Source organism: Enhygromyxa salina (assembly GCF_000737335.2).
GTDB classification, from domain to species: Bacteria; Myxococcota_A; Polyangia; order Nannocystales; family Nannocystaceae; genus Plesiocystis; species Plesiocystis salina_C.
This window is the reverse complement of the sequence record NZ_JMCC02000035.1, coordinates 1-25,921: the sequence shown is the minus strand read 5'-3', so window position 1 is coordinate 25,921 and position 25,921 is coordinate 1. Positions and strand designations below refer to the sequence as shown.

Annotated in this window: 17 protein-coding genes; 8 read left to right on the top strand and 9 right to left on the bottom strand. The window is 67.8% G+C overall.

Translation table 11 applies throughout. The features are described from left to right. Positions 1-359 precede the first annotated feature (359 nt). From DB30_RS15105 to DB30_RS15095, 3 genes are all read left to right on the top strand, one after another. On the top strand, positions 360-2,387 hold the full coding sequence (locus tag DB30_RS15105) for a fused MFS/spermidine synthase (RefSeq protein WP_052549411.1): 2,028 nt from the start codon (positions 360-362) through the stop codon (positions 2,385-2,387). Between the two features lie 21 nt (positions 2,388-2,408). Then, the gene (locus DB30_RS15100) at positions 2,409-3,170 is read left to right on the top strand and encodes an alpha/beta hydrolase (RefSeq protein ID WP_052549409.1); all 762 of its coding nucleotides are present in this window, start codon (positions 2,409-2,411) and stop codon (positions 3,168-3,170) included. A gap of 66 nt (positions 3,171-3,236) precedes the next feature. Then, positions 3,237-4,610 carry a serpin family protein gene (locus DB30_RS15095; protein WP_052549407.1) on the top strand — a complete coding sequence of 458 codons (1,374 nt, stop codon included), beginning with the start codon at positions 3,237-3,239 and terminating at the stop codon, positions 4,608-4,610. Between the two features lie 160 nt (positions 4,611-4,770). On the opposite strand, the gene DB30_RS15090 is transcribed toward DB30_RS15095, so the two are convergent. Continuing rightward, positions 4,771-7,113, bottom strand: a complete 2,343-nt coding sequence (locus DB30_RS15090; RefSeq protein WP_052549405.1) for an aminotransferase class III-fold pyridoxal phosphate-dependent enzyme — start codon at positions 7,111-7,113, stop codon at positions 4,771-4,773. 91 nt (positions 7,114-7,204) lie between these two features. Here DB30_RS15090 and DB30_RS15085 point away from each other — a divergent pair, with 91 nt between their 5' ends. Continuing rightward, positions 7,205-8,863, top strand: coding sequence for a hypothetical protein (locus DB30_RS15085; protein WP_052549403.1), 1,659 nt, complete (start codon positions 7,205-7,207; stop codon positions 8,861-8,863). A gap of 3 nt (positions 8,864-8,866) precedes the next feature. Here DB30_RS15085 and DB30_RS41450 read toward each other — a convergent pair whose 3' ends face one another. Next, complete coding sequence (locus DB30_RS41450; protein ID WP_153258330.1) at positions 8,867-10,354, bottom strand: choice-of-anchor Q domain-containing protein; 1,488 nt, start codon at positions 10,352-10,354, stop codon at positions 8,867-8,869. Positions 10,355-10,454: 100 nt separating this feature from the next. Here DB30_RS41450 and DB30_RS15075 point away from each other — a divergent pair, with 100 nt between their 5' ends. Beyond that, entirely contained in the window at positions 10,455-11,705 is a 1,251-nt protein-coding gene (locus DB30_RS15075) for a DNA polymerase beta superfamily protein (RefSeq protein ID WP_052549399.1), read from the top strand. 11 nt (positions 11,706-11,716) lie between these two features. Here the strand turns inward: DB30_RS15075 and DB30_RS15070 are convergent, their stop codons facing one another. Genes DB30_RS15070 through DB30_RS15050 form a run of 5 tightly spaced genes read right to left on the bottom strand, consistent with a single transcriptional unit; the run spans position 11,717 to position 18,466 of the window. Further along, positions 11,717-12,841, bottom strand: coding sequence for a hypothetical protein (locus DB30_RS15070; RefSeq protein WP_052549397.1), 1,125 nt, complete (start codon positions 12,839-12,841; stop codon positions 11,717-11,719). 10 nt (positions 12,842-12,851) lie between these two features. Beyond that, the gene (locus DB30_RS15065) at positions 12,852-14,306 is read right to left on the bottom strand and encodes an MBOAT family O-acyltransferase (protein ID WP_052549395.1); all 1,455 of its coding nucleotides are present in this window, start codon (positions 14,304-14,306) and stop codon (positions 12,852-12,854) included. A gap of 4 nt (positions 14,307-14,310) precedes the next feature. Continuing rightward, positions 14,311-15,174 carry a sugar ABC transporter permease gene (locus DB30_RS15060; protein WP_052549394.1) on the bottom strand — a complete coding sequence of 288 codons (864 nt, stop codon included), beginning with the start codon at positions 15,172-15,174 and terminating at the stop codon, positions 14,311-14,313. Then, a complete protein-coding gene (locus DB30_RS15055) occupies positions 15,171-17,360 on the bottom strand; it encodes an extracellular solute-binding protein (protein ID WP_146659001.1) in 2,190 nt (729 codons plus the stop codon). Before DB30_RS15055 ends, DB30_RS15060 begins: the two co-directional genes overlap by 4 nt. Continuing rightward, the gene (locus DB30_RS15050; RefSeq protein WP_052549510.1) at positions 17,354-18,466 is read right to left on the bottom strand and encodes an ABC transporter ATP-binding protein; all 1,113 of its coding nucleotides are present in this window, start codon (positions 18,464-18,466) and stop codon (positions 17,354-17,356) included. Before DB30_RS15050 ends, DB30_RS15055 begins: the two co-directional genes overlap by 7 nt. A 297-nt stretch (positions 18,467-18,763) precedes the next feature. On the opposite strand from DB30_RS15050, the gene DB30_RS15045 reads away from it, so the two are divergent. The 3 genes from DB30_RS15045 to DB30_RS15035 all read left to right on the top strand — a co-directional run bounded on the left by DB30_RS15045 (position 18,764) and on the right by DB30_RS15035 (position 22,610). After that, positions 18,764-19,150 carry a response regulator gene (locus DB30_RS15045; protein ID WP_052549392.1) on the top strand — a complete coding sequence of 129 codons (387 nt, stop codon included), beginning with the start codon at positions 18,764-18,766 and terminating at the stop codon, positions 19,148-19,150. Between the two features lie 155 nt (positions 19,151-19,305). Then, positions 19,306-20,499, top strand: coding sequence for an ATP-binding protein (locus DB30_RS15040; RefSeq protein WP_146658998.1), 1,194 nt, complete (start codon positions 19,306-19,308; stop codon positions 20,497-20,499). A gap of 2 nt (positions 20,500-20,501) precedes the next feature. Then, entirely contained in the window at positions 20,502-22,610 is a 2,109-nt protein-coding gene (locus tag DB30_RS15035; protein ID WP_146658995.1) for an AAA family ATPase, read from the top strand. Between the two features lie 6 nt (positions 22,611-22,616). On the opposite strand, the gene DB30_RS15030 is transcribed toward DB30_RS15035, so the two are convergent. Both DB30_RS15030 and DB30_RS15025 read right to left on the bottom strand, forming a co-directional pair. Further along, positions 22,617-24,497, bottom strand: a complete 1,881-nt coding sequence (locus tag DB30_RS15030) for an alpha-amylase family glycosyl hydrolase (protein ID WP_240480239.1) — start codon at positions 24,495-24,497, stop codon at positions 22,617-22,619. A gap of 1 nt (position 24,498) precedes the next feature. Next, the coding region (locus DB30_RS15025) for a carbohydrate porin (RefSeq protein WP_146658994.1) at positions 24,499-25,921 on the bottom strand (1,423 nt) is incomplete at its 5' end.

Genomic DNA, 25,921 nt, shown 5'->3' with positions numbered 1-25,921 from the left:
TCAAGCGCTGCGCGCTCGACTCGGGCCTACTATGTCTTCAAGGGGGCTTTCAAAAGCCCCCTCGCTTCGGCGGCGGAGCCCCCTTCGCTCACCCCAAACGCTCGCCTGTCGGCTCGTACTAGCCCCAAATCATTCACCTTTTCCAATTCAGCGCTTGATTTGGGGCTAGAGTTCTCCGCGTGCTGCGCGTTCCGTGGACACAGGAAGCGCGAACAAACGCCGCCAGCGGCTGCAGTCGGCGAAGGTAGAGCGCATGTGGGGGTCTAGAAAGACCAGACGCGAAGCGGCTGCAGTCAGCGAAGTCCAAAGGTCTCTGTGGGGGTCATGACTTGCGGCTCGGGCCACTATCATGCGCCCGCATGAGCCCCCACGCCGCGACCATATTTTTGTCCGCGTTCCTGCTGTTCTTGGTCCAGCCGGTGATCGCCAAGCAGATCCTGCCGTGGTTCGGGGGGTCGGCCGCGGTGTGGGCGACGTGTCTTGTGTTCTTCCAGTCGATCTTGCTCGCCGGCTACGCCTACGCCGACTTTGCGATCCGCAAGCTCAGCGCGCGGCGCCAGCTGATCGTCCACGTTGGGCTGTTGTTGGTCTCGCTCGCGTGGCTGCCGATCGCCCCGGGCGAGCGCTGGAAGCCAACCGGGGCCGAAGATCCGACCGTGCTGATCCTCGGGCTCTTGGTCGCGACGATCGGGCTGCCGTACCTGATGTTGTCGAGCACCAGCCCGCTGATCCAAGCGTGGTATTGGCGTCGCTACCAGGCCCGCGTGCCCTATCGGTTGTTCGCGCTCTCAAACTTCGCGTCACTGTTGGCATTGGTCGCCTATCCCTCGCTGATCGAGCCGTGGGTCTCCAACCAAACCCAGACGATCGGCTGGTCGGGGGTGTACGTGGTGTTCGTGATCCTGTGCGGGGCGACGGCCTACGCGAGCCTGCGCCCGGATCGGGCAGGGTCGGCGCGCCCCGACACACCCCAAGCTGTCGCCGACGTGGGCGCGCCAAGCAGGCCGCCAAAGCCCAAGCAGCTGTTCGAGTGGTTGGTGCTGTCGGCGACGGGATCGTGCCTGTTGCTCGCGGTCACCAATCACATCACCCAGAACATCGCGGCGGTGCCGTTCTTGTGGGTGCTGCCGCTGGCCTTGTACCTGATCACCTTCGTGTTGGCCTTTGATCACCCGCGCTGGTACGTGCGCCCGGTGTTCTTGGTGTCGCTCGGGATCTTGCTCCCGATCATGGGCTGGGCCGTCGACTCGCACGGGCTGGTGCTGGGCGTCGCGCTCTATGCTGCGGGGTTGTTCGTCGGCTGCATGTTCGCGCACGGCGAGCTCGCGCTGGCCAAGCCGGCGCCGCGCTACCTGACAACCTTCTACTTGATGATCTCGGTCGGCGGCGCGCTGGGCTCGGTGCTGATCGGCGTGATCGCGCCGCTGAGCCTGCCGGGCTACTACGAGCTGGGGATCATCTTGATCTTGCTAAGCGCGCTGGGGATCACGCGGGTGTGGTCCATGCACGTTGGCCTGCGCGTGGTCGCCCTTGGTGTCGCGGTTGCCACCGTGATCACCGTGGGCATGGCGATGTGGCGCTACAGCGTTGACACCCGCGTGATGGTGCGAAATTTCTATGGCGTGATTCGGACCCGCGAGTACGTCGAGCCGGCGCCCTATCGGACCATGTACCACGGCGGGATCCAGCACGGCGGGCAGCTGTGGGCACCCGACGCCCGGCGCCTGCCTTCGAGCTACTTCGGGCCGACCAGCGGCTATGGCCGGTTGTTCGCAAGCTTGTCAAACAGTGGCCCGCGCAAGATTGGCGTGATCGGACTGGGGGCCGGGGCGCTGGCCGTGTACGGGCGCGAGGGCGACACCATGGTGTTCTACGAGCTCGATCCGCAGGTCGTCGACGTCGCGCGGGCCGAATTCACGTTCTTGCAAGACATGCCCGGCACAGTGGAGGTCGTCGTGGGTGATGGACGGCTCTCGCTCGAGCGCGAGCCGCCGCGCGGCTACGATGTCCTGGCGATCGACGCCTTCTCTGGCGACTCGATCCCGATGCACTTGATCACCCGCGAGGCCATGGCCGTGTACGTCAAGCACCTTGCGCCTGACGGGGCGATCGTGTTTCAAGCGACCAACCGCTACATCGACATCATCCCGGTCGTGCAAAAGCTGGCCGCCGAGCACGGCATGACGGCGGTGTGGGTGTCCGATTCGCCGCCAGAGTCGAGCGACCGCGACTATTGGCTGTCGGGTACGGACCAAGTGGTCGTGACCCGCAACCTGGCGATCCTGGGGGCAGCGCCGCTGCGTGACGGCGGCGTCGTGGTCGAGCCTTCGCCCGCGGCGCCGCTGTTCACCGACGACTACACCAACTTGCTCCGTATCTTGAAGTGAGCTGCCCGGTAGAGTGGGGCGGTGACTCCCAAGGAGATCCTGGATCATCCGGTCGTCGCGGCCCGCTGCTTTTTTCCCCGGCGTGCGCGGCTGGAGGATCCCTTCGTGGTCTTGAATGCTGGGGTGGCCCTGCATTGTCATCGCAGCGCCACCCACGAGCACGGGCCGTGGTTATTGCACTTTCACGGCAACGGTGAGGTCGTTGCAGATTGGCTGCCCGGGTTCACGCCGGGGCTCGTCGACGCTGGGCTCAACGTCGTGCTTGGCGAGTATCGCGGGTATGGGGGCTCGAGCGGCAGCCCGGCGCTGGCCTCGATGCTCGACGACGCGCTGGCGATCACGGACGCGCTAGGAGTCGATCCAGGGGCGTTGGTCGTGTACGGGCGCTCGGTCGGGACGATCTACGCGCTGCACGTCGCGGCGCATCGACCCGTCGCGGGCCTGGTGATCGAGAGCGGGATCGCGGACGTCCGCGAGCGCTTGGCGCTGCGCCTTCGTGCCGAGGAGCTCGGCGTTGACGATGCGCAGCTGCAGGCGGCCGTCGACGCGCTGTTGAACCACCGCGCCAAGGTCCAGGCGTTCCGCGGGCGAATGTTGGTGTTGCACGCCCAAGGTGACGTGCTCGTGCGCCCCGATCACGCCGTGCAGCTGGCCGAGTGGGGTGGGGCGCGGGCGAGCTTGCAATTGTTCGAGCGTGGCAACCACAACACCATTCATGCATTCAATGGGGATCAAATCATCGAAACGGTCGCTGGCTTCGTGCACGAGGTGACGGGGGCATAATGCCCCGCGCAGAGTCTGCTGGTCACGATCGTGGTCAGAGCGACAATGGTGTCGCATGTTTGAGAGATGCGAAGGATTGGGTGGGTCGGTGCGCTGCTTGGCGCCGCGTTGCTGTGCGCGTGCCCAGGCACGGAGCTCGAGGGCGAGGCCGGGGGCGGGGAGGAAACCCACGGTGACGATGGTGACGATGGCGACGATGGGGCGGGCTGGAACATCGTCCAATCGGAGCTGCCCCGCGACATTCACCCGATGCCCACCCCCGAGGAGATGGCCGCGCTCGCAGGCGATCAACTCGAGCTGGCGCTGGACCTGTACCATGCGCTGCGCACGGACCCGGCAAACCAGAGCTTCTGTGTGTCCGCGTACAGCCTGCAGCATATGTTTGGCATGCTCTACGGCGGCAGCAGCGGGGTCGCAAAGGCGCAGATGCAGGCGGCCCTTCGGTTTTCGCTGGCCGATGACCGCCAGCACGTCGCGCTGAATTGGCAGGAACTCGAGCTGGCAGAGCGCAACATCGACGCGATCGAGGGATCGGCCGATCCGCTGAGCCCCTTGGTGCTCCGTACGGTCAATGGGTTTTGGCTCGAGCAGGAGCTTGGCGCCGCGGTCGAGACGGACTACCTCGACCTGCTCGGGGTCAACTACGGCGCTGGTATCAACCTGGCCGACTTTTCATCGGATCAAGCGGCCGACACCGAGCGCCAAGCGATCAACGCGTGGCTCTCCGAGCGCACCAACGGGGAGCTCTCTGCGGTGGTGCCCGACGGGGCGCTCGATGAACGGACCACGGCGGTGGTCGCCAACGCGCTGGTTCTCGAGGCGCCATGGATGGCGCCGTTTGCCATGGACAAGACCGCCAAGCACCCGTTCAGGCTGGGCGACGGGAGCGAGGTCGCGGTCGACATGATGAGCAACCCGGCGCTCGAGGCCCGCTACACTCGCGGCCCGGACTTTGCGGCGCTCGCGATCCCCCTGCGTGGGGTCGCGCTCGAGCTGGTGTTGGTGGTCCCCGAGGGCGAGCTCGAGGCGTTCGAGGCGGGGCTCGACGCCGCTGGCGTGACCGCCCTGCTCGAGGACTTGAACTGGGAGCAGGTCGACACCCAGGTGCCGCGGTTTCAGCTGCGCAGCGCGCTACCCCTGACCTCGGTGCTCGCGGACCAGCTGAACATGCCTGCGCCGTTCAACGATCCGGGCGCGTTCACGGGGATCGTGGGCGAGGGGATCGGTGTGCTCGACGCGGTCTTTCATGACAGCGTGATCGCAGTGGACGAGCACGGGCTCGAGGCCGCGCCTGGGTCGGGCGCCGTCGCGGCCTCGACCGCGACAGCCGATCCCGCCTACGCGTTCTCGGCCGACGAGCCGTTCATTGTCATGATCCACGATCGGCCGACCCGCACCCTGCTGCTCTTGGGCCGAGTCCTCGACCCGCGGGAGCCATGAAGAGTTAGCGAGGCTCCGCCTCAGACCGTCGAGCATGTAGACCTCTGCATGGACATCGCCTCGCAGCCTGAGCGGGTGCTGGGTTCGATGTGCTGATGAGGCAGCGCGCACGACCCGTGAGGGTCCCTCCGGGCACAAAGCGGCTGCAGTCGGCGAAGTCTCAGGTCTGTGTGGGGGGCGTGGCCGTCATGGCCATCCCCGCGGTGATGGTTGCGACCAGGATCTTGGCCTCGGTCGGCCCAAAGCAGAGCGGTGGCTTGATCTTGACCACGTTGTGGCCCGGCCCGTCGACGCTCAGCAGCACGCCGCGGCCCTGGGCGAACTCGACGAGCGCCTTGGCCCGCGCGGCGTCGGGGCGCTTGCGTGTGCTGGAGTCGACCAGCTCGATCCCAAGAAACAGGCCGCGCCCGCGAACCTGCGCGACGCCGGGATCCTCGATGCGCTCGAGCGCCCGCCGCAGCCACGCGCCGGTCACCCGCGCGTTGTCGATCAGCCCCTCTTCGCGGATGACGTTGAGGACAGCCAGGGCGATCGCGCACGAGACCGGGTTGCCCCCGAAGCTGTTGAAGTACTCCATGCCGCCCGCAAAGCTGGCCGCGAGCGCGGGCGTCGTGACCACGGCGCCGACTGGGTGGCCGTTGGCGATCGGCTTGCCCAGGGTCAGGATGTCGGGCACCACGCCCTCGGACTGGAACGCCCACATCGCGTCGCCGACCCGGCCAAACCCAACTTGGATCTCGTCGGCGATACACACGGCCCCGGCAGCGCGAGCCTGCTGGTAGGCGGCCGCCAAGAAGCCCGGGGCCGGCACGATCTGACCCGCGCAGCCGAGCACCGACTCGCAGATGAAGGCCGCGAGTCCATCGCCGCGCGCCCGCGCCCGGTCGGCGGCCGCGGCGATCCCCCGGGCGTAGGCCGGCCCGTTGTCGCCGTGGCGGCCATGCAGGGGGTCGGGCGTGTCGAGCACGTGGACCCAGTCGGGGCGGCCGCGACCGCCGGGGCCGTCGAACTTGTAGGGGCTGATGTCGACCATCGTCGAGCTGTTGCCGTGGTAGGCCCCGTCAACGACCACGACCTCGTTGGCGCCGGTGTGGGCCCGGGCGATCCGCAGCGCGAGCTCGTTGGCCTCGGTGCCCGAGCAAACCAAGAACACCACGCTCAGCTCGCCAGGCAAGGTCGCGGTCAGCTGCTCGGCATAGTGGAGGATGCCCTCGTGCAAGTAGCGGGTGTTGGTGTTGAGCGTGGCGATCTGTCGGGTCGCCTCTGCGACCACGCGCGGGTGGCAGTGGCCGACGTGGCTGATGTTGTTGACGCAGTCGAGGTAGGCGTTGTCGTGCTCGTCGAACAGCCACGTGCCCTCGCCGCGGCGGATGTACAGCGGGCTGTCGTAGGCCAGGCTCAGCGCGGCGCCAAGCCGAACCCGACGCTGGGCCAGCAGCCGCGGCCGCGAGCGGGCGCCCGGGACCCGGACCGGCGCTGGCAGCCCGCACGCGCTGGTCCAGTACTTGGTCACCGCCCGGCGGCCGAACTCGGTCAACTTGCCAAGCAGCGACCAGGCCTGGGCTTCGGAGCTGAAGCTGTGGGCGTTGTCGGGCTCGCGCGCGCGGACCAGCGCCGAGCAGGTCACGCTGACGGCCAGCCGGGCCCGGACCAGATCGAACAACAGGTCCAGCTCGATCGAGCTGAGGGGGCGACGCTCGTGGTAGCCAACGCAGAGCTCGGCGATCGCCTGGATGGGATCGGTGACCATCCCTGTATAGGCCGCCGCGATCGCCAGCTCGCAGATCGTCGGGGCCACGCCGACGTCGCCGAAGTCGAAGATGCCGCGCAGCTCGTGGTCCGCGACGACCAGGTTTTGATCGTTGGCGTCGCCGTGGATCAGCTGACAGCCGAGCTCGGGCAACCGGGGGATCACCCGCGCCCGAAACTGCGCGAGCGCATCGACGATCAGCGCGCGCTTGGGCCCGGGCTCGATCGCGCCCAGCTCGTCGGCGATCCACTCGGCCTGGGTCAGGTTCCACGGGCTCGAGCGGTACATGGCCGGGTGCTCGAAGTCCTCGAGATCACGGTTGATCTGGGCGAGCGCCTGGCCCAGCGCCCGGCGCAGCGCGGGCGTTGGGTCAGACAGCTCCGACCACAGCTTGCCGGGAATGAAGCTCAGCACCCGCATGATGCAGGCCTGGCCGGCGTCGTCGCGGATCGCCACGAAAGCCTGGCCATCGCGGCTGGGGATGATCTGCGGAACCAGCCCCGCCGACGGGCGCGTGGCGAGGTGACCGAGCACCGCACACTGCAGGTCGATGATCTCGCGGGGTTCGACGCTGAGCTTGATGACATGGGCGCGCTCACCCGCGTCGGTGCTCGACGTGATCGCATAGTTGCTGTCGTCGTAGCTGCCAAGATCGTGCGGACCACCCCGGGTCGGCGTCAGGCCCCACAGCTGGTGGGCGAGCGCGGCGACCCGCGAGGCGTCGAGCTGCGGTCGTGGTGGTGCCGTTGGCATCGCTGGCGCGAGTATGTACGATTGCGCGCGTGGTGGGGACTCTGGATTGACGAGTTGACACGCTGGCGGCCGTCGGCGTTCACTGTCGACCATGTCGGATCAGTTGATGGGGTCGGGTGCTGCGAGCGGTGACGGCGATGATCGTCACTACACCGAGTTCCTCGCGTCCGTGCGCACGCGCTTCGAGGCGGCGACCAAGGCGACCAAGGCCACCAAGGCCACCAACGAGAATGGCAAGCCGCCGCCGCTGTTCACGACGGCGACCACCGAGCTGTTCGACGTGTTCTTGGACGCGCTGCCGGCTTCGTACCAGCAGCAAAACACCTGCGCCAGCTGTCGCAGCTTCTTCGAGCGCTACGGCGGGCTGGTCACGGTCGACGATGCGGGCAAGGTCGCGTCGGCGTTGTGGGGCGCCACGCAGTCGCTCGGGGTCTACGACGCGGCCGTGCGGGCGCTCGCCGAGCACACCACCCGCGCCCCGATCACGGGGGTGTTCGTGACGAGCGAACCTGTCTGGGGTAAGCCGACGACCGGTGATTGGAAGCACCTGGCGGTCACCCCTGCGAGCGAGCTCGTGTTTCCCACGGGGCGGCTCCGCAGGGCTTCGGAGATCGCGGCCGAGAGGCGCGAGGACTACCGGCTGCTCCGCGCCGGGCTCGAGGAATTTCCGCTGAAGCTGGTCAAGAAGGCGGCGGCGCTGCTGAGCACGGGCGGGCTGTACCGCTCGGAGAAGTGCATAAGCGTAGCCAATTGGCTGCTCGGCCTGCACCAGCGCAGGCAGGCGGTCGGCTCGGCGGCCGCGCGCGACAACGTGGTCTGGCTGGCCGTCGCAACCGCCCCCCCTGGGTTTTGCCACGTGCGCAGCTCGATGATCGGGACCCTGCTCGAGGACCTCGCGGAGCAGCTGCCCTTCGACGTGGTCAAGGCCAAATTCGACGCCAAGATGCACCCATTGCAATACCAGCGGCCAACCGCGGCGCCGGGCAAGCAGAACATCGAGCGGGCCGAAAAGATCGTCGCGGAGCTGCGCAGCGCGGGCGCGCTCGAGCGGCGCTTCGCCACCCTCGCGGATCTGCAGCCGCTGTGGGTGCCCAGCTCGGCGCCGCGCAGCAACGAGAAGCAGGGGGTGTTCTCGCACCTCAAGGCCAAGCTCAAGCCCACCGAGATGGAGCTCGACGTCCCTGCGCAGGTCATGACCTGGGAGAAATTCTCCAAGCGGGTAGTGCCAAACGCGGCGCGGATCGAATACCGGGTCCCGTCGGCCACGTGCGCGTACCTGGGCTTGGTGACCGCGAAGAACCCCGAGGCGCCGCCGATCATTCAGTGGGACAGCCCGGACAAGCGCAACCCCGTGACTTGGTACGTGTACGTGAACGGCTCGCCCCCGGCGCGGTGGAATTTGAAGCCCAACACCCATCACGAGGTCAGCGCGATCACGCTGTCTCCCGCGATGTGGGGCGGCGACGGCAAGCACAGGCATCATGGGAATTTGGTGATCTTCGTGCTCGAGGGCGCGAAGGATCTCAAATATGAATCGGGCGCGGGCTTTTTCCCCGAGTTCTTGAAGAGCGACTATCGCGAGATTCGCAAGACGCTCGAGGCCTACACCAAAGCGGCCGTTGTCCACGGCAAGGGCGGCGAGCAGGCCAGCGGGATCGCGCTGCAAGAGGGCGCCTCGTGGGGCCACGTGTTTCGCGTGACGGACAAGGGCGGCGTCGCGCAGACCTACAAGCTGGATCGCTGGGACTGAGCTTCAGTCCCGTCGGCGCGGGCGCACCCCGAGCAGGGCCAACAGCGCGAGCGCCCCAAAGCCCAGGTCCGCGCCCCGATCCGGCGCGCTGCAGCTGCAGCCCTCGGTGGTGTCGACGCCAGCCTCGCCGCCGGTCCCGGACTCACCTGCGCCCGACTCGCTGTCTCCCGCTTCGTCGCCGCCGGTCGGGTCGCCGTCGCCGTCGCCAGCTGGATCGCCATCGCCGTCGCCCGACTCGCCATCGCCCGAGTCGCCGTCGCCCGAGTCGCCATCCCCGTCTCCGGTTGGATCGCCGTCGCCGTCGCCGTCGCCGGGCGCCTCGCCAAACTCGTAGGCGCCGATGTCTGGCGCGCCAACGACCGGCCGATCTTCGTTGCCCGCGACGTGGACATAGTGCGACTCGGGCAGCAGCTCGGCGAGAACCCTGACACCCACGTCGATCGCGGGCGACCCCTCGAGCAGCTCATAGTTGTATCCGGCGAGGTCAACGAGCATCGGCATGTCGGTCTGCAGGTTGCCTTCGTCGGTCACGGGGGCCGGCGCGTTGTCGAACATGATCGGGTTGCCGGGCCCGATCATCAGGTTGTTCTGCATGACGACCATGTCGGCCACGCCAACCCGAACGAACGCGGTGTTTTGATTGCCGCTCTCGTTGACGAGGGTGTTGTGGGCCAGATACAGGCGCAGATCGTCGTTGGTCTGGCCCTCGCGCTTGTAGGAGATGACCGTGCCCTTGTTCTCTGCGTTGGGCCCCTGGTGCAGCAGGTTGCCGATGATGTAGGTTGGCCCGCCCTGGGGCACGTCGATGATGTAGGACGAACTGCCGTCGCCCTCGTCCATGATCCGGTTATAGAGTACGTGATTCTCTTTGGCCCGGGTCTTGAGCGTGTGGCCCGAGAACGAGTGGTGCGAATAGTTGTAGGCGAACACCAGCATCGCCGTGTCACCACTAATGTAGACGTTGTGCTCTTGGCCCGAGCCCGGGTTGCCGTTATAGCCAAATTCCGAGTGCTCGATCGTCATCAACGCGTTGGGGCTGCCGCCGCTGAGGATCCCGTTTTGGTTGTCGTGAAAATGACAGCCGCGCACGGTCAGCTCGGTGCCCTGGGCCCGGATTCCGGCCCCGTTGTCGCCGTCGTTGGGGCTGATCGCGGCGCCCGAGAACTCGATGTTCTCGACGGTGATCGGGCCCACGCCAACGTTGATCGCAAAGATGCCCTTCTTGTTGGGCAGCAGCTGGGTCGCGTGGAGGTGGGCGCCCGCGCCCATGCCCCGGATCGTCAGATCGTTGGTGTTGATCGTCGAGATGTCGTTGACGTACATGCCTTCGTCGATCTCGATGACGTCGCCGGGCTGCGCGGCCGCGATCGCGGCGTTGACCGTCTGGTAGGTCTTGTCGGGGCCAACCTGCAAGGTCGCGGCGCTGGCGAGCGAGGGCGTGAGCAGGACAGCGGCCACGGGCAATACGGCGAGCGATCGAAGCTGGGACATGAGACTGGCACTGTATCCGAAGCGCACGCAGGGGCGCCACGGGCGTCCGCGTTTGCGGACCCTGCGTGAAGTGTGAGAAACAGCGAGGCGTCGGTGACTCATGAAGATCCGCATCAAAGGCCTCGAAGACATTGACCCGCTCCGGGTTCCACTGCCCCACGGCACCGAAGTCACGACGCGGGTCGACCGTGAATTCCAGGGGCGCGTCGTCACCCAGGGCGCGGTCGGGCGGGTCAAGGCGATCGAGGGGTCGGCCGTCACGGTTCACGTCGTGGGCGTTGGCAACGTCCGCTACGCCCGCGAGGAGCTGACGCCGCGCAAGGCCGGGCAGCTCGAGTTCGCGGTCCGCCGCGAGGCGGCGTGGCAAGCCCTGCGCGGCAACGCGATCTTGGAGACCGTCGTGGGCTCGCGCGCGTGGGGCCTGGCGGAGCAAGGCTCGGACACGGACCGCCGCGGCGTGTTCGTGTTGCCGTTTGTGTGGACCACGGCGCTCGTCGATCCACCGACGGACCTGGTCAGCGCCGATGGCAGCGAGAACCTGTGGGAGGTCGGCAAGGCCCTGCGGCAGGCGATTCGCGCCGATCCCAACACGCTCGAGACGCTGCTGCTCAACGGCGCGACGGCGACCGATCCGATGGGCGAGTGGACGCTGGAGATCCGCGACGCGTTCGTGTCATCAGAGATCTACGGCACCTTTGGCCGCTACGCGCTGTCGCAGCTGACGCGGCTCGAGCAAGGGCTGCGCCTCGCCGAGCACCGCCGGCTGCTGTTGGCGTGGCTCGCTCAGGATCCCTCGCTCTCGCTCGACCAGGCGGCGGCGAAGCTCGCGGTCGAGGCCAAGATCGAAGGGCACACCGAGGCCGACAAGACGCGGCGGGCCAAGGACTACATCAAGCAGCTGTACAGCTCGATGTTCGACCAGGGCCTGCTGGGCGATCGTGACTATGCGGCGCTGGTCGGGTTCGCCCAGTCGGAGCAGCATCGCTTTGATCTGCCCCGCGAGCTTCGGCCCAAGAACGCCTACAACCTGCTGCGCCTGCTTGCGACGGCGACCAACTGGCTTCGGACCGGGACCGCGCAATTCGAGATGACCGGGGATCTGCGCCTGGAATTGCTAGCGATCAAGCGGCAAGAGGTCGAGCTGGCAAAGGTGATTCAGCGGGCCCAGGAGCTGGCCGCCGAACTCGAGGACGCACGGCGGGCGACCAAGTTGCCGCAATACCCCGATGTGGGTCGCATTGATCAATTGCTCAGGCGAATCCGCGAGGAGGCTTCGCGGCGCTGGCACGCGGGCGAGGCCGGTCCGTTTGGTGCCGACGCGAGCGAGCTGCCGCTGGCCGAGTGGCACTGAGCGCGAGCTGTTCAGGGCTTGTTGGGGAGCTCTGCTGCTGCGACCGCCGCGATCGCGGCACCCGCCCTCGCGGCCCCCGTGTCGCTGAAGTGCCACTGATCGTAGAAACAGGCCGCGCAGCCTTGTAGCTCGACGGCGAGATCCACGAGCACGAGCCCGCGCTCGGCCGCGAAACCACGGGTCTGTGCGTTGAAGGCCTCGACGAGCTTCCCGGTCAGATCCGGCGAAGGCAAGAAGCCCTGGCCTTGCTCGGCGTAGACAAACGGCGCCCAGCCGCGGCCGTCAGCCGGAGCCGACCACGGCGCGATCGGCTGGGTCACCAGCACCAGCTTGGCGCCGCGGTCATGGGTGAGCCGCTCGAGGGCCGCCAAGCTGGTGACATAGTCGGCGAGGGCGGCCCGCAGCAGCGGGACGTGACCGGGGTGGAGCTCGTCAACCCAGCCGCGCGGGTCCGCGTAGGCGGCTCGCGGCGCGCTCAAGAAGCCACCGTGGTTGCCCGGTTGGTACCAGCCGCGATAGGTCTGCGACCGGCCCTGGGTTCCGAACGGCGAGGCCGGATCGAGCCACACATCCCACGCCGCGCCCTTGGCCTGCGACACCCACGGCGCGTGGTTGAAGAAGGCCTGGGCCTCGTTGGCGCCAAACATGCCAACGATCAGATCGGGGCGGCGGCGGTCCGCTGTGAACTGCTCGAGCTCGGTCAAGAGCTCCGACAGCGGCAGTCCTGCCTGCGCGAGCGCGGCGGCGCGCAGTGGGTGCTGAACCTGCGGCGCGGCGGCCTGGGCGATCCGTGCCGTGAGGGCGTCCGGCTCGTCGAGCAAGCTGCACTCGACCGTGCTGCCCCCAAGCGTTAGCAGCTCGAGATCCCGACCCACGATCACATCGCCGCGCAGGCCCTGGGCGTTGCTGGCGTGGCGGGAGCGCGGACCGGCGTCGGCGACGAAGCGCGGGTCGAGCTCGTAGGTCTCGTGTCGGTAGGCGACCCGCTCACCCGCGAGGTTCTTGGTCAGCGGCTCGAGCGGGACCAGGCTCGCGCAGGCGAGGGCCGCGAGGGTTGCCACGGCCGCCAGCAGCGAGCGGGTCCGGTCCGAGTCGGCGCTGGGCGGCGCGGCGCTGGGTGTTGGCGAGGCGGGCATCGGGCTTTGTTCAGAACTGGAAGTAGATGAACGGCGCGTCGGGCTGGGCGTGGGGCTCGGCGAACAGGGCGATCAGGGCGTACACGGCGATCATCCAGCCGACGTAGCTGCGGGTCCGCGCGTGGGCCTGGGCCGTCTCGGTGCCAGGTTGCGGCAGCGCCCGGCGAACCGCTTGGAGGATCAGGATCGGGCCCAAGAAGTGGAGCACGAACGCGGCGTCGATCAACAGCGCGGGGTCACGCCAACTCGCGGGGTTGGCCGCGCCTTGGATCGCGACGCGCACGAACCCCCACGCGACCCCCAGGCTCGGCGCCCGAAACAATAGCCAGGCCAGGCAGACCATCACGAAGGTCGCGGCGACGCCGAGCGAGACCCATACGAAGTTGGAGCTGCGCTCGCGCCCCAGCGACGCGCGCAAGCCCGACACCCCGCGCTCGAGCGCCAGCCACAGACCATGAAAGGCGCCCCAGGCCACGAAGGTCCAGGCCGCGCCGTGCCACAGCCCGCCAAGCAGCATCGTGATGGCCAGGTTGATCTGCGTGCGCGCCGGTCCACGCCGGTTGCCGCCCAGCGGAATGTACAGATAGTCGCGCAGCCAGGTCGACAGGCTGATGTGCCAGCGCCGCCAGAAGTCGCGCGGGCCCCGAGCAAAGTAGGGCGCGTCAAAATTCTCGGCCAGCCGAATGCCCAGCATTCGCGCGATGCCCAGCGCCATGTCCGTGTAGCCAGAGAAGTCGGCCCAGATCTGACCGGCGAACGCGAGCACGCCCAGGCACACTTGGTGCGGCGCGACCTGGTCGGCCGGGATCACGAACACCCAGTCGACGTACACCGCGAGGTTGTCGGCCAGGATCATCTTCTTCCACAGCCCGATCACGAACCGCCGCGCCCCCTCGAGCTGGTCGGCGGCGGTCAGGCGCGGTCTCGCGGCAAGCTGCGGCAACAGCGAAGACGCGCGCTCGATCGGGCCGGCGACCAGCTGAGGAAAGAACGCGACGTAGGCCGCGAACTGCCAGGGATCGTCGGACGGCTGCGCGCGACCGCGGTAGACGTCGATCGTGTAGCCAAGGGTCTGAAACGTGTAGAAGCTGATCCCCACGGGCAAGATGATGTGCAGGGACGCCCAGTCCGCCTGCAGGCCAAGGCTGGTAAGCGCCGTGGCCATGGACGCCGCGAAGAAGTCCAAGTATTTGAATGTGGCGAGGATCCCCAGGTTGACCGCCAGGCTCAGCCCCAGCCAGCGGCCGCGGCGGCTGTTCGGGCGGGCCAGCTGGCGGCCACACACATAGTCAACGCCAGTCGATAGCAACAACAGCCCGGTGAATCGCCAGTCCCACGCAGAGTAGAACGCCCAGCTCGCGAGCGTGAGCAGGATCAGCTTGGGTCGAGTGTGCCGGTGCAGCGCCCAGTACAGGACCCACACGAGGGCGAAGAAGGCCGCGAAGGTCGTGGAGTGGAACAGCACCGGGTTAACCCTTGACCCCGCCCGCGCCCAGCCCGGCGACCATGTGCCGCTGGACCTGGTAGAACAGCAACATCACCGGCAGCGACACCACGATCGCCCCAGCCGCGAACAGATCCCAGCGGGCGTCGTACTCCCCAATGAAGCGCTGCAGCACGACCGGCAGCGTGAACGCCAGCTCGTCGTCGAGCAGCGTCGCCGCGAGGATGAATTCATTGTACGCGGTCATGAACGCGAACAAGAAGGTCACCGCGATCGCCGGACGCGCGACCGGCAGCACGACCCGCACGAACGCCTCGAAGCGGGTCGCGCCGTCGACCATCGCGGCCTCTTCTAGATCGATCGGGATCGCCTCGAACGCGCTGCGCAGCTGAAACACGGCGAACGGAACCGAAGTGCTCGCGTAGCACAGGACCAGGCCCGTCCGGGTGTTGAGCAGCTCGAGGGTCTCGAGGATCATGAACAGCGGCACCGCGCTGGCCACGGCGGGGAACATCTGGGTGGCCAGCAGCAAGCGCATGCCCTCGCGGCGGCCGACAAACTCGAAGCGCGCGAACGCGTAGGCGGTTGGGATTGCAATGCTGACGCCAACGACCGCGGTTGCGATCGACACCACCACCGAGTTGAGCAGCTGGCGGCCAAACAGCCAGATCTCTGCGCCGTCGGGCCCGGTTCGGGTCGCGCCAACGACCTCGCGCATGGGCTCGAGCGTGGGCTCGACTGGGATCGGCAGCACCTGCGGCTCGAGGCTGGTCGAGCCGGAGAACGCCAGGCTCACGACCCACAAGATCGGATACAGCGAGAAGCACACCGCGAGGATGACGACGGCGTGGGCCGCGAGTGACTCGAGCAGGTCCGCGCGGCGGGTCATTGCGGTCGCCCTCGGTTCATCAGCCGGTCGGTCACGCGGCTGGTCGCCAGCAGCAGCAAGAAGATCAGCACCGCGTAGGCAGCCGCGTAGCCATACTGGGCCTCACGGGTGAACGCCCAGCGGTAGGCCTCGGACACCAAGATGTCGGTGGTCCCGTCGGGGTCGCCGCCCGAGACCAAGAACACCACGTTGAACATGTTGAAGGTCCAGATCGCGCCAAGCGTGACGGCCGGGACCATGCTCGGGGCGATGATCGGCAAGGTCACCCGACTGAGCCGTTGCCAGCGCGAGGCCCCGTCGACCTCGGCGGCCTCGAGCACGTCCTTGGGCACGGCCGCGAGCGCGCCCAGGGTCACGACCATCATGAACGGAAAGCCCAGCCACACGTTGGTCGCGACGTTGGCCGCGAACGCGGTCGAGAACCGGGCGAACCACGCGATTGGTTCAATGCTGGTGCCGAGTAGATCGTTGATCGCGTGGATCAAGCCCGTGACGGCGCCAAATTGCCGGTGAAACATGCCGCGCCAGGCCAGCGCGGTCACGTAGCTCGGCACCGCCCACGGGACGATGAGCAGCACCCGATACAGCCCCCGCAGGCGCATGACCGGGCGCGACAGCACCAAGCCCAACGCCACCCCAATGCCCAGGTGAAACCCGACGTTGACGATCGTCCACAGCACCGTCACGGCCAGGACCACATAAAACGAACCAGTCGAGAGCAGCGGGCCGCCGCGCGCGGTCAGGATCTCGCGGAAGTTGGCCAGCCCCACGAAGTACATGTCGTGCGGCTTGCCAGCGAACAGCGCGGCGCCGGCCCCAAACACGATCGGCAGGATCACGAGGATCCCGACCGCGATCACCCCAAACGCGACGTAGCGGTACGCAGGCAGCGAGCGCTGGAGGGCCGCCCAGCCGTCGCGGGTGCGGGCCCGGTGGACCAGCAAGCCCGCGCCAACCAAGCTGAGCAGTCCCAGCGCGATCAACAGGGGGGCCGGATCCGCGGGCGGTGGCGGCGGGCGGCGAACGTCATCGAAGCGACGGCGCGCTTCGGCCAGGGCCGCGTCGGCGCTGACGTCCCCACGCAGGTATTTGCGGATCGCGCGGTTGGCTGGCTCCCACACCGCGCGCATCGCTGCGGTCGAGGGGGTGGGCTCGGCCAGCTTGGCTTGGGCAGCGAAGGCGGCGAGCACTGGATCCTCGCTGGTTGGCAGATCCGCGCGGGCGCTCACGCTGCGCGCGACCTCGGCCCGGACCTGCGCCGAAGCTGCGCTGCTCAGGTGCTGAACCAAGCGCAGCGCGTCGGGATCCGCCGCGCCCTTGGGCGAGAGCATCACGGCCTCGACGGTCAACAACGGACGCATTCGCTCGCCCGCCCCTTGCTCGCCAGCGGCGATCGTGGGCAGCAGCGTGACGCGATAGGGGACCGCGTCGCCAAGGTCGGCCGCGAGCCAGGGTCCGCTGATCGCAGTCGCCGCTTGGCCAGCCGCGAACAAGTTGGTGACGAGCGCCCCGTCGGCGTCCTCGGGCACGACGCCCGTCGAGATCAGCGAAGCCACGAACTCCAGCGAGCGCGCGGCGGCCGGGCCTTCAAAGCCAAAGTCGTTGGTCTCGACGTCGAGCAGCGCGCCGCCAAAGGCCGCGAGCACGGCGGCGTGGGCGTAGGCGCCGCGCGCTTCGTAGGCGAGCGCGAACGAGCCGGCTGGCAGGGCAGGCGCGAGCGCGGCGATCTCCTCGAGGGTGGTGGGCGCGGTACCCACCAGATCCGTGTTGATGTACAGCGCCAGGCACTTTTGCGAGAGCGGGACCGCGAGCAGCTGTCCGTTGATCGTGACCGCGGCGACGGTCTTGCTTGCGTAGGCCCCCGGCTCGAGCTCGAAGGGCACGCCCGCGACGATGCCCCGCTCGGCGTAGTCCCCAAGCCGCTCGTGGGCATCGATGTACACGTGCGGTCCCTTGCCAAGCGGGACCGTGGACTCGAGCTTGGACGCGAACGCGTCATACGGGACCGCGAGCAGCTCGACCCGGCCGTCGAAGCCAGCGACGATCTGCTCGAGGGCCTGCTGCTCGGCGCCGCGGTAGGCGTGCCACAGCCGAATCGGCTGCTCGGCGTGGGCGAGGGTGCTGAGCAACACCACGGCGAGCAGCGCGATCACGGGCGCCGTCCATGCGCGGAGGATCTTCAGCATCGCAAGGTCCGCTGGGTGACGGCGTCGAACAGGTGCAGGTGCTCGACCTTGAGCGCCAGCGTGTCCCCGCGCGCGACCCGATGCTCGGCTGGGAGCACCGCCACGTAGGCCTGGTCCGGCCCGCTGTTCGGGCTAGTCCCCGCGCGCAGCTTGCCGTGCACGGTGAGCTCGGGCCCAAGCGTCTCGACGACCTCCACCTGCAACTCGAGATCTCCGGCGCCATCCGTTGCGAGGGTGAGATCGTGGGGCCGAACCCCCGCGAACACTCGGCGCCCAGGCTCGAGCTGCGCGAACGCGGCGGGCGTGGCCACCGGAAATTGTCCCGCGAACCACGGGCGTTCGGGCTGCTGCGCAACCGACTCGCGGCGCAGCTCGACCTCGCTCAGGTTCATCGCCGGGCTGCCCAAGAACTTGGCGACGAAGCAGTTGGCCGGCTCGCGGTAGATGTCGATCGGCCGCCCACGCTGCTGAACCTCGCCGCCCTCGAGCACATACAGGACATCGGCGAGGGTCATGGCCTCGACCTGATCGTGGGTCACGTACACGCTCGTGACCCCGAGCTGGTCGTGGAGCCTGCGGATCTCGACGCGAACTTGCGCGCGCAAGGCCGGGTCGAGGTTGGACAGCGGCTCGTCGAACAAGAACAGCGCGGGTCGGCGGACGATCGCCCGGCCCATGGCCACCCGCTGGCGTTGCCCACCCGAGAGCGCGCGCGGCAGTCGCTCGAGCAGGTGCGAGATGTCCAGCATCTTCGCGACCTCCTCGACGCGCGCGGCCATGGTCGCGGCGTCGGTCTTGCGCAGGCGCAGCCCGAACTCGAGGTTCTTGCGCACGCTCATGTGCGGGTACAGAGCGTAGGACTGGAACACCATGGCGATGTCGCGCTCGCGTGGCTCGAGCGTGGTGACGTCGCGCTCACCGAAGTGGATCGTGCCTTCGCTGACGCGCTCGAGCCCGGCGAGCAAGCGCAGCAGCGTCGACTTGCCGCAGCCGCTTGGCCCAACCAGCACCGCGAACTCGCCGTCGGGGATGTCGAGGTCGACACCGGACAGCACCGTCGTGTCGCCGAAGCGCTTGATCAATTGCTTGGCTTGAACACTGACCATGCGGAAGGGGGCTGACAGAGTCTGCCACAAGCTCGCCGGCACGAGCGGCATATCCTCGGTGTCGAGTCCATCCCCAAAACGATCACCCAGATCGTCCTCGTCGACTGTGGGCGATCCACGCCCTTGGGCTTCTCTGGACGATCTCGTCGGGCGTACGCTCGATCGCGCAGAGCCCGGAGGCCGCCCAGAGCGATGGGTCTTCACAGGGCCAAGCTTCGATCTTGGCGCGAGTCCGCCCCCCCTCATCTATGTGCCCCGCGCGGGGCTCGATCGCATATACTCGCGGACAGAGGAACTGTGGACGAAGAAGGACGCAAGCGAGTCATCGTCGTCGATGACGACATCGATGTTCTAAAGGCGATGATGCGACTGCTCGATGGCCATGCCACGGTCAAGGTCGCGCTCGGGGCCGAGGCTGCGCTCGAGCACCTCGACAAGGCCAAGCTCGAGGGCATCATCTACGACACCGTGATCGTCGACTTCACCATGAAGGGGCCAAACGGTGCGTGGCTGCTGCGCCAAGTCCGGGACAAGTACCCGGACACCGAGCGGATGTTGGTGTCGGGGCACTCGTACATGGACCTCGCCAACTTTTTGGATCCCGGGCTGGTCCAGCGCTTCTTGGAGAAGCCGCTGGACTTCGATGATCTGATCGAAGCGGTCACTGGCGAAGCCGACGCTTAGCTTGGCTTAGTTGGGCTGGGCTGGGCTGGGCCGCTCACGAAGTCGAAGGTGCCGACCGCGCGAGCGGGACGGCGCCTTGTCGCGACTGGTGGCAATCGCGCGATTTCCCTGATCAACAGCTTGACGCAACAGATTGTATCCGCTAAAAATGACACATGTCGATCCCGGAGGATGTTGATCCACTTCCAGCCCGCTCGATGCAGCCCAACCCGGGTGGCGCCCTGCGGCCGGATCACGTCCTCGGGCGGGACCAGCTCATCGCCGACTACTGGCGGACGCTGCAGGTCCAGAGCCTCGCGCTGCTGGCCCCGCGGCGGATCGGGAAGACCTCGATCATGGTCCGCATGGAGCTGCTCGCGCCCGAAGGCTTCGTCGTCGTGCGGCGCAACCTCGAGGGCCTCGAGTCCACGTCGGAGTTCGCCCAGGTCCTGCTCGAAGACATCGAGCAGCTGCTGAGCACCTGGAAGACCAAGGCCCTGCGCGCGCGTGAGTTCCTGGCCAAGCTCGGCGTCGTCGAGCTGCACAAGATCAAGCTCGAGCTGCGCGGGGTTGGCTGGAAGCGGCTGCTCGAGCGCCTGTTTGACGATCTCGAAGAGCAGCTCGAGCAGCACGATCAGACCCTGGTGTTGATGTGGGACGAGGTCACGCTGTTCATCGCGCAGCTGATCAACTCGGGCCAGGCTGGCGACGCGATGTTGCTCCTCGATGTCCTGCGCGCGATCAGACAGAGCCACCCGCGCGTGCGCATGGTGCTGACGGGCTCCATCGGGTTTGGCGAGCTCCTGCGTCGGCTCCGACGCGAGCACGGCTACCGCAACCGGCCGCTCAACGACGTCGCGCAGCGCTCGGTCCCGCTGCTGCAGGCAGGCGGCGCCGAGGCGCTGATCTGCGCGCTCCTGCGTCACGCTGACCAGGCGCTCGAGCCTGCGTTCATCAACGAGCTCGTGCAGGTCAGCGAGGGGCACCCGTTCGTGATCCAGCTGCTCGTCGATCGCGTACTCCAACAGCTGGTGCCAAGCCGCGTGGATCTCCGTGCTTGCCTCGCCACCCTCATGACCCCGCCCGGCGATCCGCTGGATCTCAACCACTACCTGGATCGGCTCGAGCGCGAGCTCGACAACCAGGCGGCGGCGCTCGCTCGCGTGGTGCTCGACACCGTGGCCGCGAGTCCAGACAGCCTCGACCGGGCGGGCGTGTGTGCGGCGCTCCCCGGCCACCCACGCGATCGCGTGTTGGCAACGATCCGGATCCTCGAGGACGACTTCTACCTGCGTCGCAACCAGCACGAACAGCTGGAATTCATGCTTCAGTTCGTGCGTCGGTTCTGGATCGCGGAGCGTGGCCTGTGACGGTGCTGCGCTCGTCACCCTACTCGCCGCGCCGGCTCGGCGGGGCGCAGCTCGAGCAGCTGACCGTTGCCCGGGGGCCGCTGCTGCGTCACCTGCAAGACTCGATCGTTGGAGCGGTCGCGGGCGGCCAGGCGCGCTTTGATCTGCTGATCGGCCCGCCTGGGTCGGGCAAGAGTCACTTGCTGGGCGTGCTCGAACACCGCCTGCGTGGGTCGGCGCAGCTGGCCGATCGAGCCTTGGTGATCGCGCCGCCCGAGCAGCGACGCCCAACCTCGTTGGTTCAGCTGCTGGCGCTGTTGCTGCGCGAGTTCCCAGATGATCCCGACGCGGGACCGGTCGCGCCCGCGCTCGAGTCGTTGCAGCGCCAGACCGACGGCGATCAAGAGCGGCGCGCGGTCGCGTTGATCCGGGCGCGGCTGGCCGGGCGCTCGATGGTCGTGGTGCTCGAACATCTCGATGATCTGTTCAACGCGCTCGGGCGGGCCGGCCAGCAGCGCCTGCGCAACATCCTTCAGACCGAGCGCAGCTGGTCGATCCTCGCGGGCGCGCGGGTGTTGCTGCCAGCGTTCACCAAGTACGAGGCGCCGTTTCACGGCACCTTCAACATTCAGCAGCTCGCGCCGCTGTCCGCCGAGCAATGCCGCGACTTGCTCGTTGTGCTGGCCACGGCCCACCACCAGCCAAGCCTGGCGCAGACGTTGGCGGGGCCGCTGGGGCTCGCGCGGGTGAAGGGCTTGCGCTTGCTGCTTGGTGGCAGCCCGCGGGCGATGGCGTTGGTGTTCCAGCAGCTGGTCCCGCAGCGGGTCGAGCACGACGGGCACGACGGGCACGACGGGCACGACGGGCACGACCAGCCCGACTGGCTCGATCCGCTCGACCCGCTCGACCCGCTCGACCCGTTCGACACGGCCCTGGCCGCTGCGCTGGTCCAGCTGAGCGAGCAGCAGGCGCCCTACTTCCGAGCGCAGCTCGACCGGCTCTCGCCCGCCCAGCGCAACATCATGGAGCTGCTGGCCGAGCACTGGCGGCCGCTGTCGGTCGGCGAGATCGCCGAGCGCACCTTCACCTCGCACGGGTCCACCTCGGGTTCGATCCGGCACTTGCGGGGCGATGGTTGGGTCGTCCAGCTCGAGCTTGGGCGCGAGCGCTTCTATGAATTGGCGGATCCGCTGGCTCGCCTCGCGTGGGCCGGGGCGGACAAGCAGCGCGAGCTAAATCGCTTGGCTGCGGCCACCCGCGAGTGGTTCGCCGACGATCCTGGGCCGCCGCCCACCACCTATCCGCGGATCGGGGCCAGGGTAGGGTACTCGACCGCGCACGACGCTGGCGCCCCGCCGCCAGCGCTCGACCCACCCATGGCTTCGGTGGCGAGCCCCGGGGCGCTGCTCGAGGCCGCGATCGAGCGAGCCCGCACCGGCTCCAGCGAAACGAGCGAGCTCGTGCGCCGCATCGATCTCGCCTGGCATCGCCGCGCGCTCGCGGGCGTGGGGTTGCCCAACGCCCACACGAGCGCTGCGTTCGCGGGCGTGGCTGCGCCAATCAGGCAAGTGTTGGTGCGGGCCTGGTGCTGCGCCCAGCTCGACAACCCAGACCCCACGACGCAGCCCCAGACCGAAGCCTCGCGCGCGGCGGCGGCGTGGGTGCTCGAATTCATGAGCCAGGCCAGCGTCGCGCTGCCCCACAGCGCGCCCACGCCAGCCGGTGGTGGGGTCGGCTCGGGTATCCGGCACCTGTTGGCGTACCTGACCTTGGACCTACTGACGATCGGCGTCGGCCTCGACCCGGTGGCGCTGCAGATCCAACCCACCCAAACAATTCGAGTGACCCAAGTGACATGCGGCGCGGGCGACTTCGGCGTGACGCTTCGGCTCGGCATGTATGCATGGCTGGCCGCCCGGCGCCCGCTGGCCCCGCTGGCTCGGCTGGCGCAGCGGCTGCGCGACAACCTTGGCGCCGACCCTCTCGGGCTCGAATGGCTGCGCTGTAAATCGGCGCGCCACGTCGTGGCTCGGCTCGCTGCGCCCGAGCGCGAGCTGATCCGCCTGCGCCTGCTTCAGCTGCGGGACACAGACGGCTTGGCCTACTTTGGCTTCGGTGCTGCTACCGAGTGAGCGCGCTCAGTCCAGGTTCACGATGTCGCCCGCGGGCACCAAGATCACCGCCGACATGGCCTCGACCGTGACGTCGATCGTGCCGTCGCCCGCGACCGTGAAGCTGTTGCCCGACAGCGCGTCCTCGAGCACGAGCCCAGGCGGCGCGCTCACGGGCATCGCGGCGCCCTCGAACCCGGTGTGGCTGGCGTGGACTTGGTTCGAGTTGAGCACAACTAGCGAGTAGCTGTTCTTGTTGGTCCCGCCAGTGCGCTCAAACGCGAACAGCCCGGCGTCTTCTTCGTCGCCCACGCGGGCGCTGGCCCAGGTCACGGCCACGTCGCCGCGCCGCAGGGACGCGTAGGCCTTGCGGATCTTGGCCAGGCGCGCGATCCACCGAAACGTCCCGCCGCTGCGGTCGTAGCCGGTGTCCCACAGATCCTCGCGGTTGGCGGGATCATTGCCGCCGCGCAGCTCTTGTTCGGTCCCGTAGTACAGGCAGGGCACGCCGGGCGCGGTGTAGAGAAACACCAACGCGTTGCGCAGCAGCCTGCGCTGAACCTCGAGCGACAGGTCTTTCACGCCGTACAAAAACCGCGGCACGTCGTGGTTGTCGAGGAAATTGACGGGGATGTCGGACGGCGCGATGCCGATCCCACCTTCGGGCGCCTCGGTGCCCCAGGTGGTCGGGCGCTGCTCCCACAGCGCCTGGATGCGATCGGTGGATTGGCCCTGCTGGAACACGTCGCGCACCGCCTGGAAGTACTGCGGAAAGTAAAAGGCGCTGTCGAGCTGATCACCCGTGAGCGCCGGGGCCCCAGTCGCCTCGGCCGCGCAGTCGTGCTCGCTTGGATCGGGCGCGAGCTTCTGCGTGAACGAACCAACAAGATCGTCGCGGCCGTCGAACGCCTCGCCAAACATGAAGAAGTTGCGCTTGCCCTTCGCGGCCAGGCGCTGGCGCACGCGCTGCGAGAAGTAGCGCCAAAACTCGTGCTCGACGTGCTTGATCGTGTCGATGCGGAACCCGTCGGCGTTGGTCTGCTCGATGATCCGCGCGTACACATCCACGAACGCCTGCTTGACGTCGCAGCGGCTGGTGTCGACGTCCTTGAGCCCGCCGGGGAAGTCGCCGTGGAGCAGCTGATCCTCCACGTCGAAGTTCAAGGTTCGGCCCTTGCGGTTGTAGATCGCCGGGTTGCGAAACACCGCTGGGTTTGGCGGCATGTGGTTGGTCGCCGGATCATTGCCAAAGATGATTGGCGCCGGGCCGGCCTCGCCCAGCGAGGTGAACGACTGGATCCCGCGCTCGTCGAAGTCGGGGTCGTACTCGTTGATGTACATCACCGGCGAGTCGACGCCGTTGCCTTGCAGCTGCTCGTCGGCGTGGCCGTTGAGGTTGATGTCGTAATAAAATAGCTGGCCAACGTGATTGGCGACGATGTCGATGATCACCAACATGTCGCGCTCGTGGGCGACGTCGACCAAGCGCCGCAGCGCGACGAGATCACCAAAGTGGGGGTTGAGCTCGGTGAAGTCTTGGGCCCAATAGCCGTGATAGCCGTCGACGTTGGCGTCGGTCTCCACGTTCTTGACGACCGGCGAGATCCACAGCGTGGTGACCCCGAGCTCTTGCAAGTAGGGCAGCTGATCCTCGAGCCCTTGCCAGTCGCCGCCGTGATAGCGGGCCGGGGCCCCGAGCTGGACGCGGTAGTCGTTGGCGTTGTCGCCGTTGGCGAAGCGATCGACGAGGACCTGATAGATGACCTCGTCGCGCCAGTCCTCGACCTCGGTCGTGAGCGTGGGGGTCTGCTCGTAGCCTTGGAAGTCCAGGCAGCTGCCAACCGGCAGCAGGGCGGCGCACAGCAGTAACGCGCGGGAGAGGGGGGGGAGGAGGCGAGGCCGCTGCATGTCAGTCACGGAAGTAGGAGGTGCTGCCAAACCACCACTCGGCGCCGAAGCCGATCAGGTGATCGACGCCGCGCTGCGAGAACACGTCGTCGAGGGCGTAGAGCGACTGGGCGCCGTCGTCGCGGATCGTGACCATGTACCACGCGCGAATGTGTGGCCGCGCGTACGAGCCCCGCCCGGCGGGGGCCCAAAATGGCATCACGCCCACGCGCCACAAGCTGGCGAACAGCGGCCCGCTGGCGTCTTGCTCGAGGCCCGGCAGGACCGCGCGTTGCTGGGCTTGGTAGCTGGCCTCGATCGCGGTGCCGGCCACGTCGCCGAACCAAAATTGCGGCCGGACCAGCACGATGCCCTCGTTGAGATCATGCAGATCCAGGTCCGGGCTGGCGTTGCGATAGCGGCGAAAGTACGCGCCCATCATCAGGCCAAAGAAGCTGACCTCATAGTTGCCACCCAGCGCGACGATCAGCTCGCGCGCGCCCTTGGCCGTGCCGTCTGGGGCCAGCTGGGTCGGTCGGGCGAACTCGCCGTACGCCGCGAGGTCCCACGCGTGGCGGACCCACATGTTGAGGTGGGTGCTGCGCTTGCCCGTGAACAAGCTGAGCTCGCCGCCAGCGACATAGCCGTTGTCCGGTGGGACCTGCTCGAATTCGCGGAACTCACCAAGCAGCTCGCGCTGGCCCGCGCGCACGTGGTGGGTCTCGCCGTAGCCAACCAGCTTGACGCCGCCGCCGCTCTGGCCAATGTCGAACACGTGGCCAACTTTGTAGCTGGTCACGATCTGCTGGCGATCGAGGATCGCAACCTCGGCCGCGCCGGGCTGGTTGAGGGGCAGCGGGCGCGGGACCAGCTGGGTGTAGAAGCGGGTCTGGGGTTGGTTGACGCCGGCGTGGACCTTGATGAAGGTGCCGCCTTTGAATTGGTACCCGGCGCCGCCACCGATCGTGTTGAGGTTGTCGAGCGGCCACCAGTCGAGCACGTAGATGTCGTCGCCCCGGTACATGCGGGACCCGGCCCAGAACGACAGGCCCTTCAGGCCGAGATCGGTCTCTTCGATATAGAGGTTGCGCAGCGCGATCGCAGCGTCGAATTCACCGTTGTAGTGAAAGATCGGGTGGCGAAACGCGACCGTGGCGACCACCCGCGTGTAGGCGCCGGTCTGCTTCCAGTAATCTTCGCGGCGCAGCTCGAGCTCGGCGTAGGTCGACTCGTCAAACCGCGAGCCGCGACCCACAATGTCAGCGTCGCGGCCTGGGCGACCGCGGGCGTCACCAGCCGCGACCACGCGACCGTAGGATCCAAAGTGAAAGCCATCGGCGTAGTCGGGCGGGCGCTGGCCGTCGGTCGCGATCCCGACCGGCGAGGGCTGTCCGTCCTCGCTGGGCGCGGGCTCGGGCTCGGGCTCGGGCTCGGGCTCGGGCTGC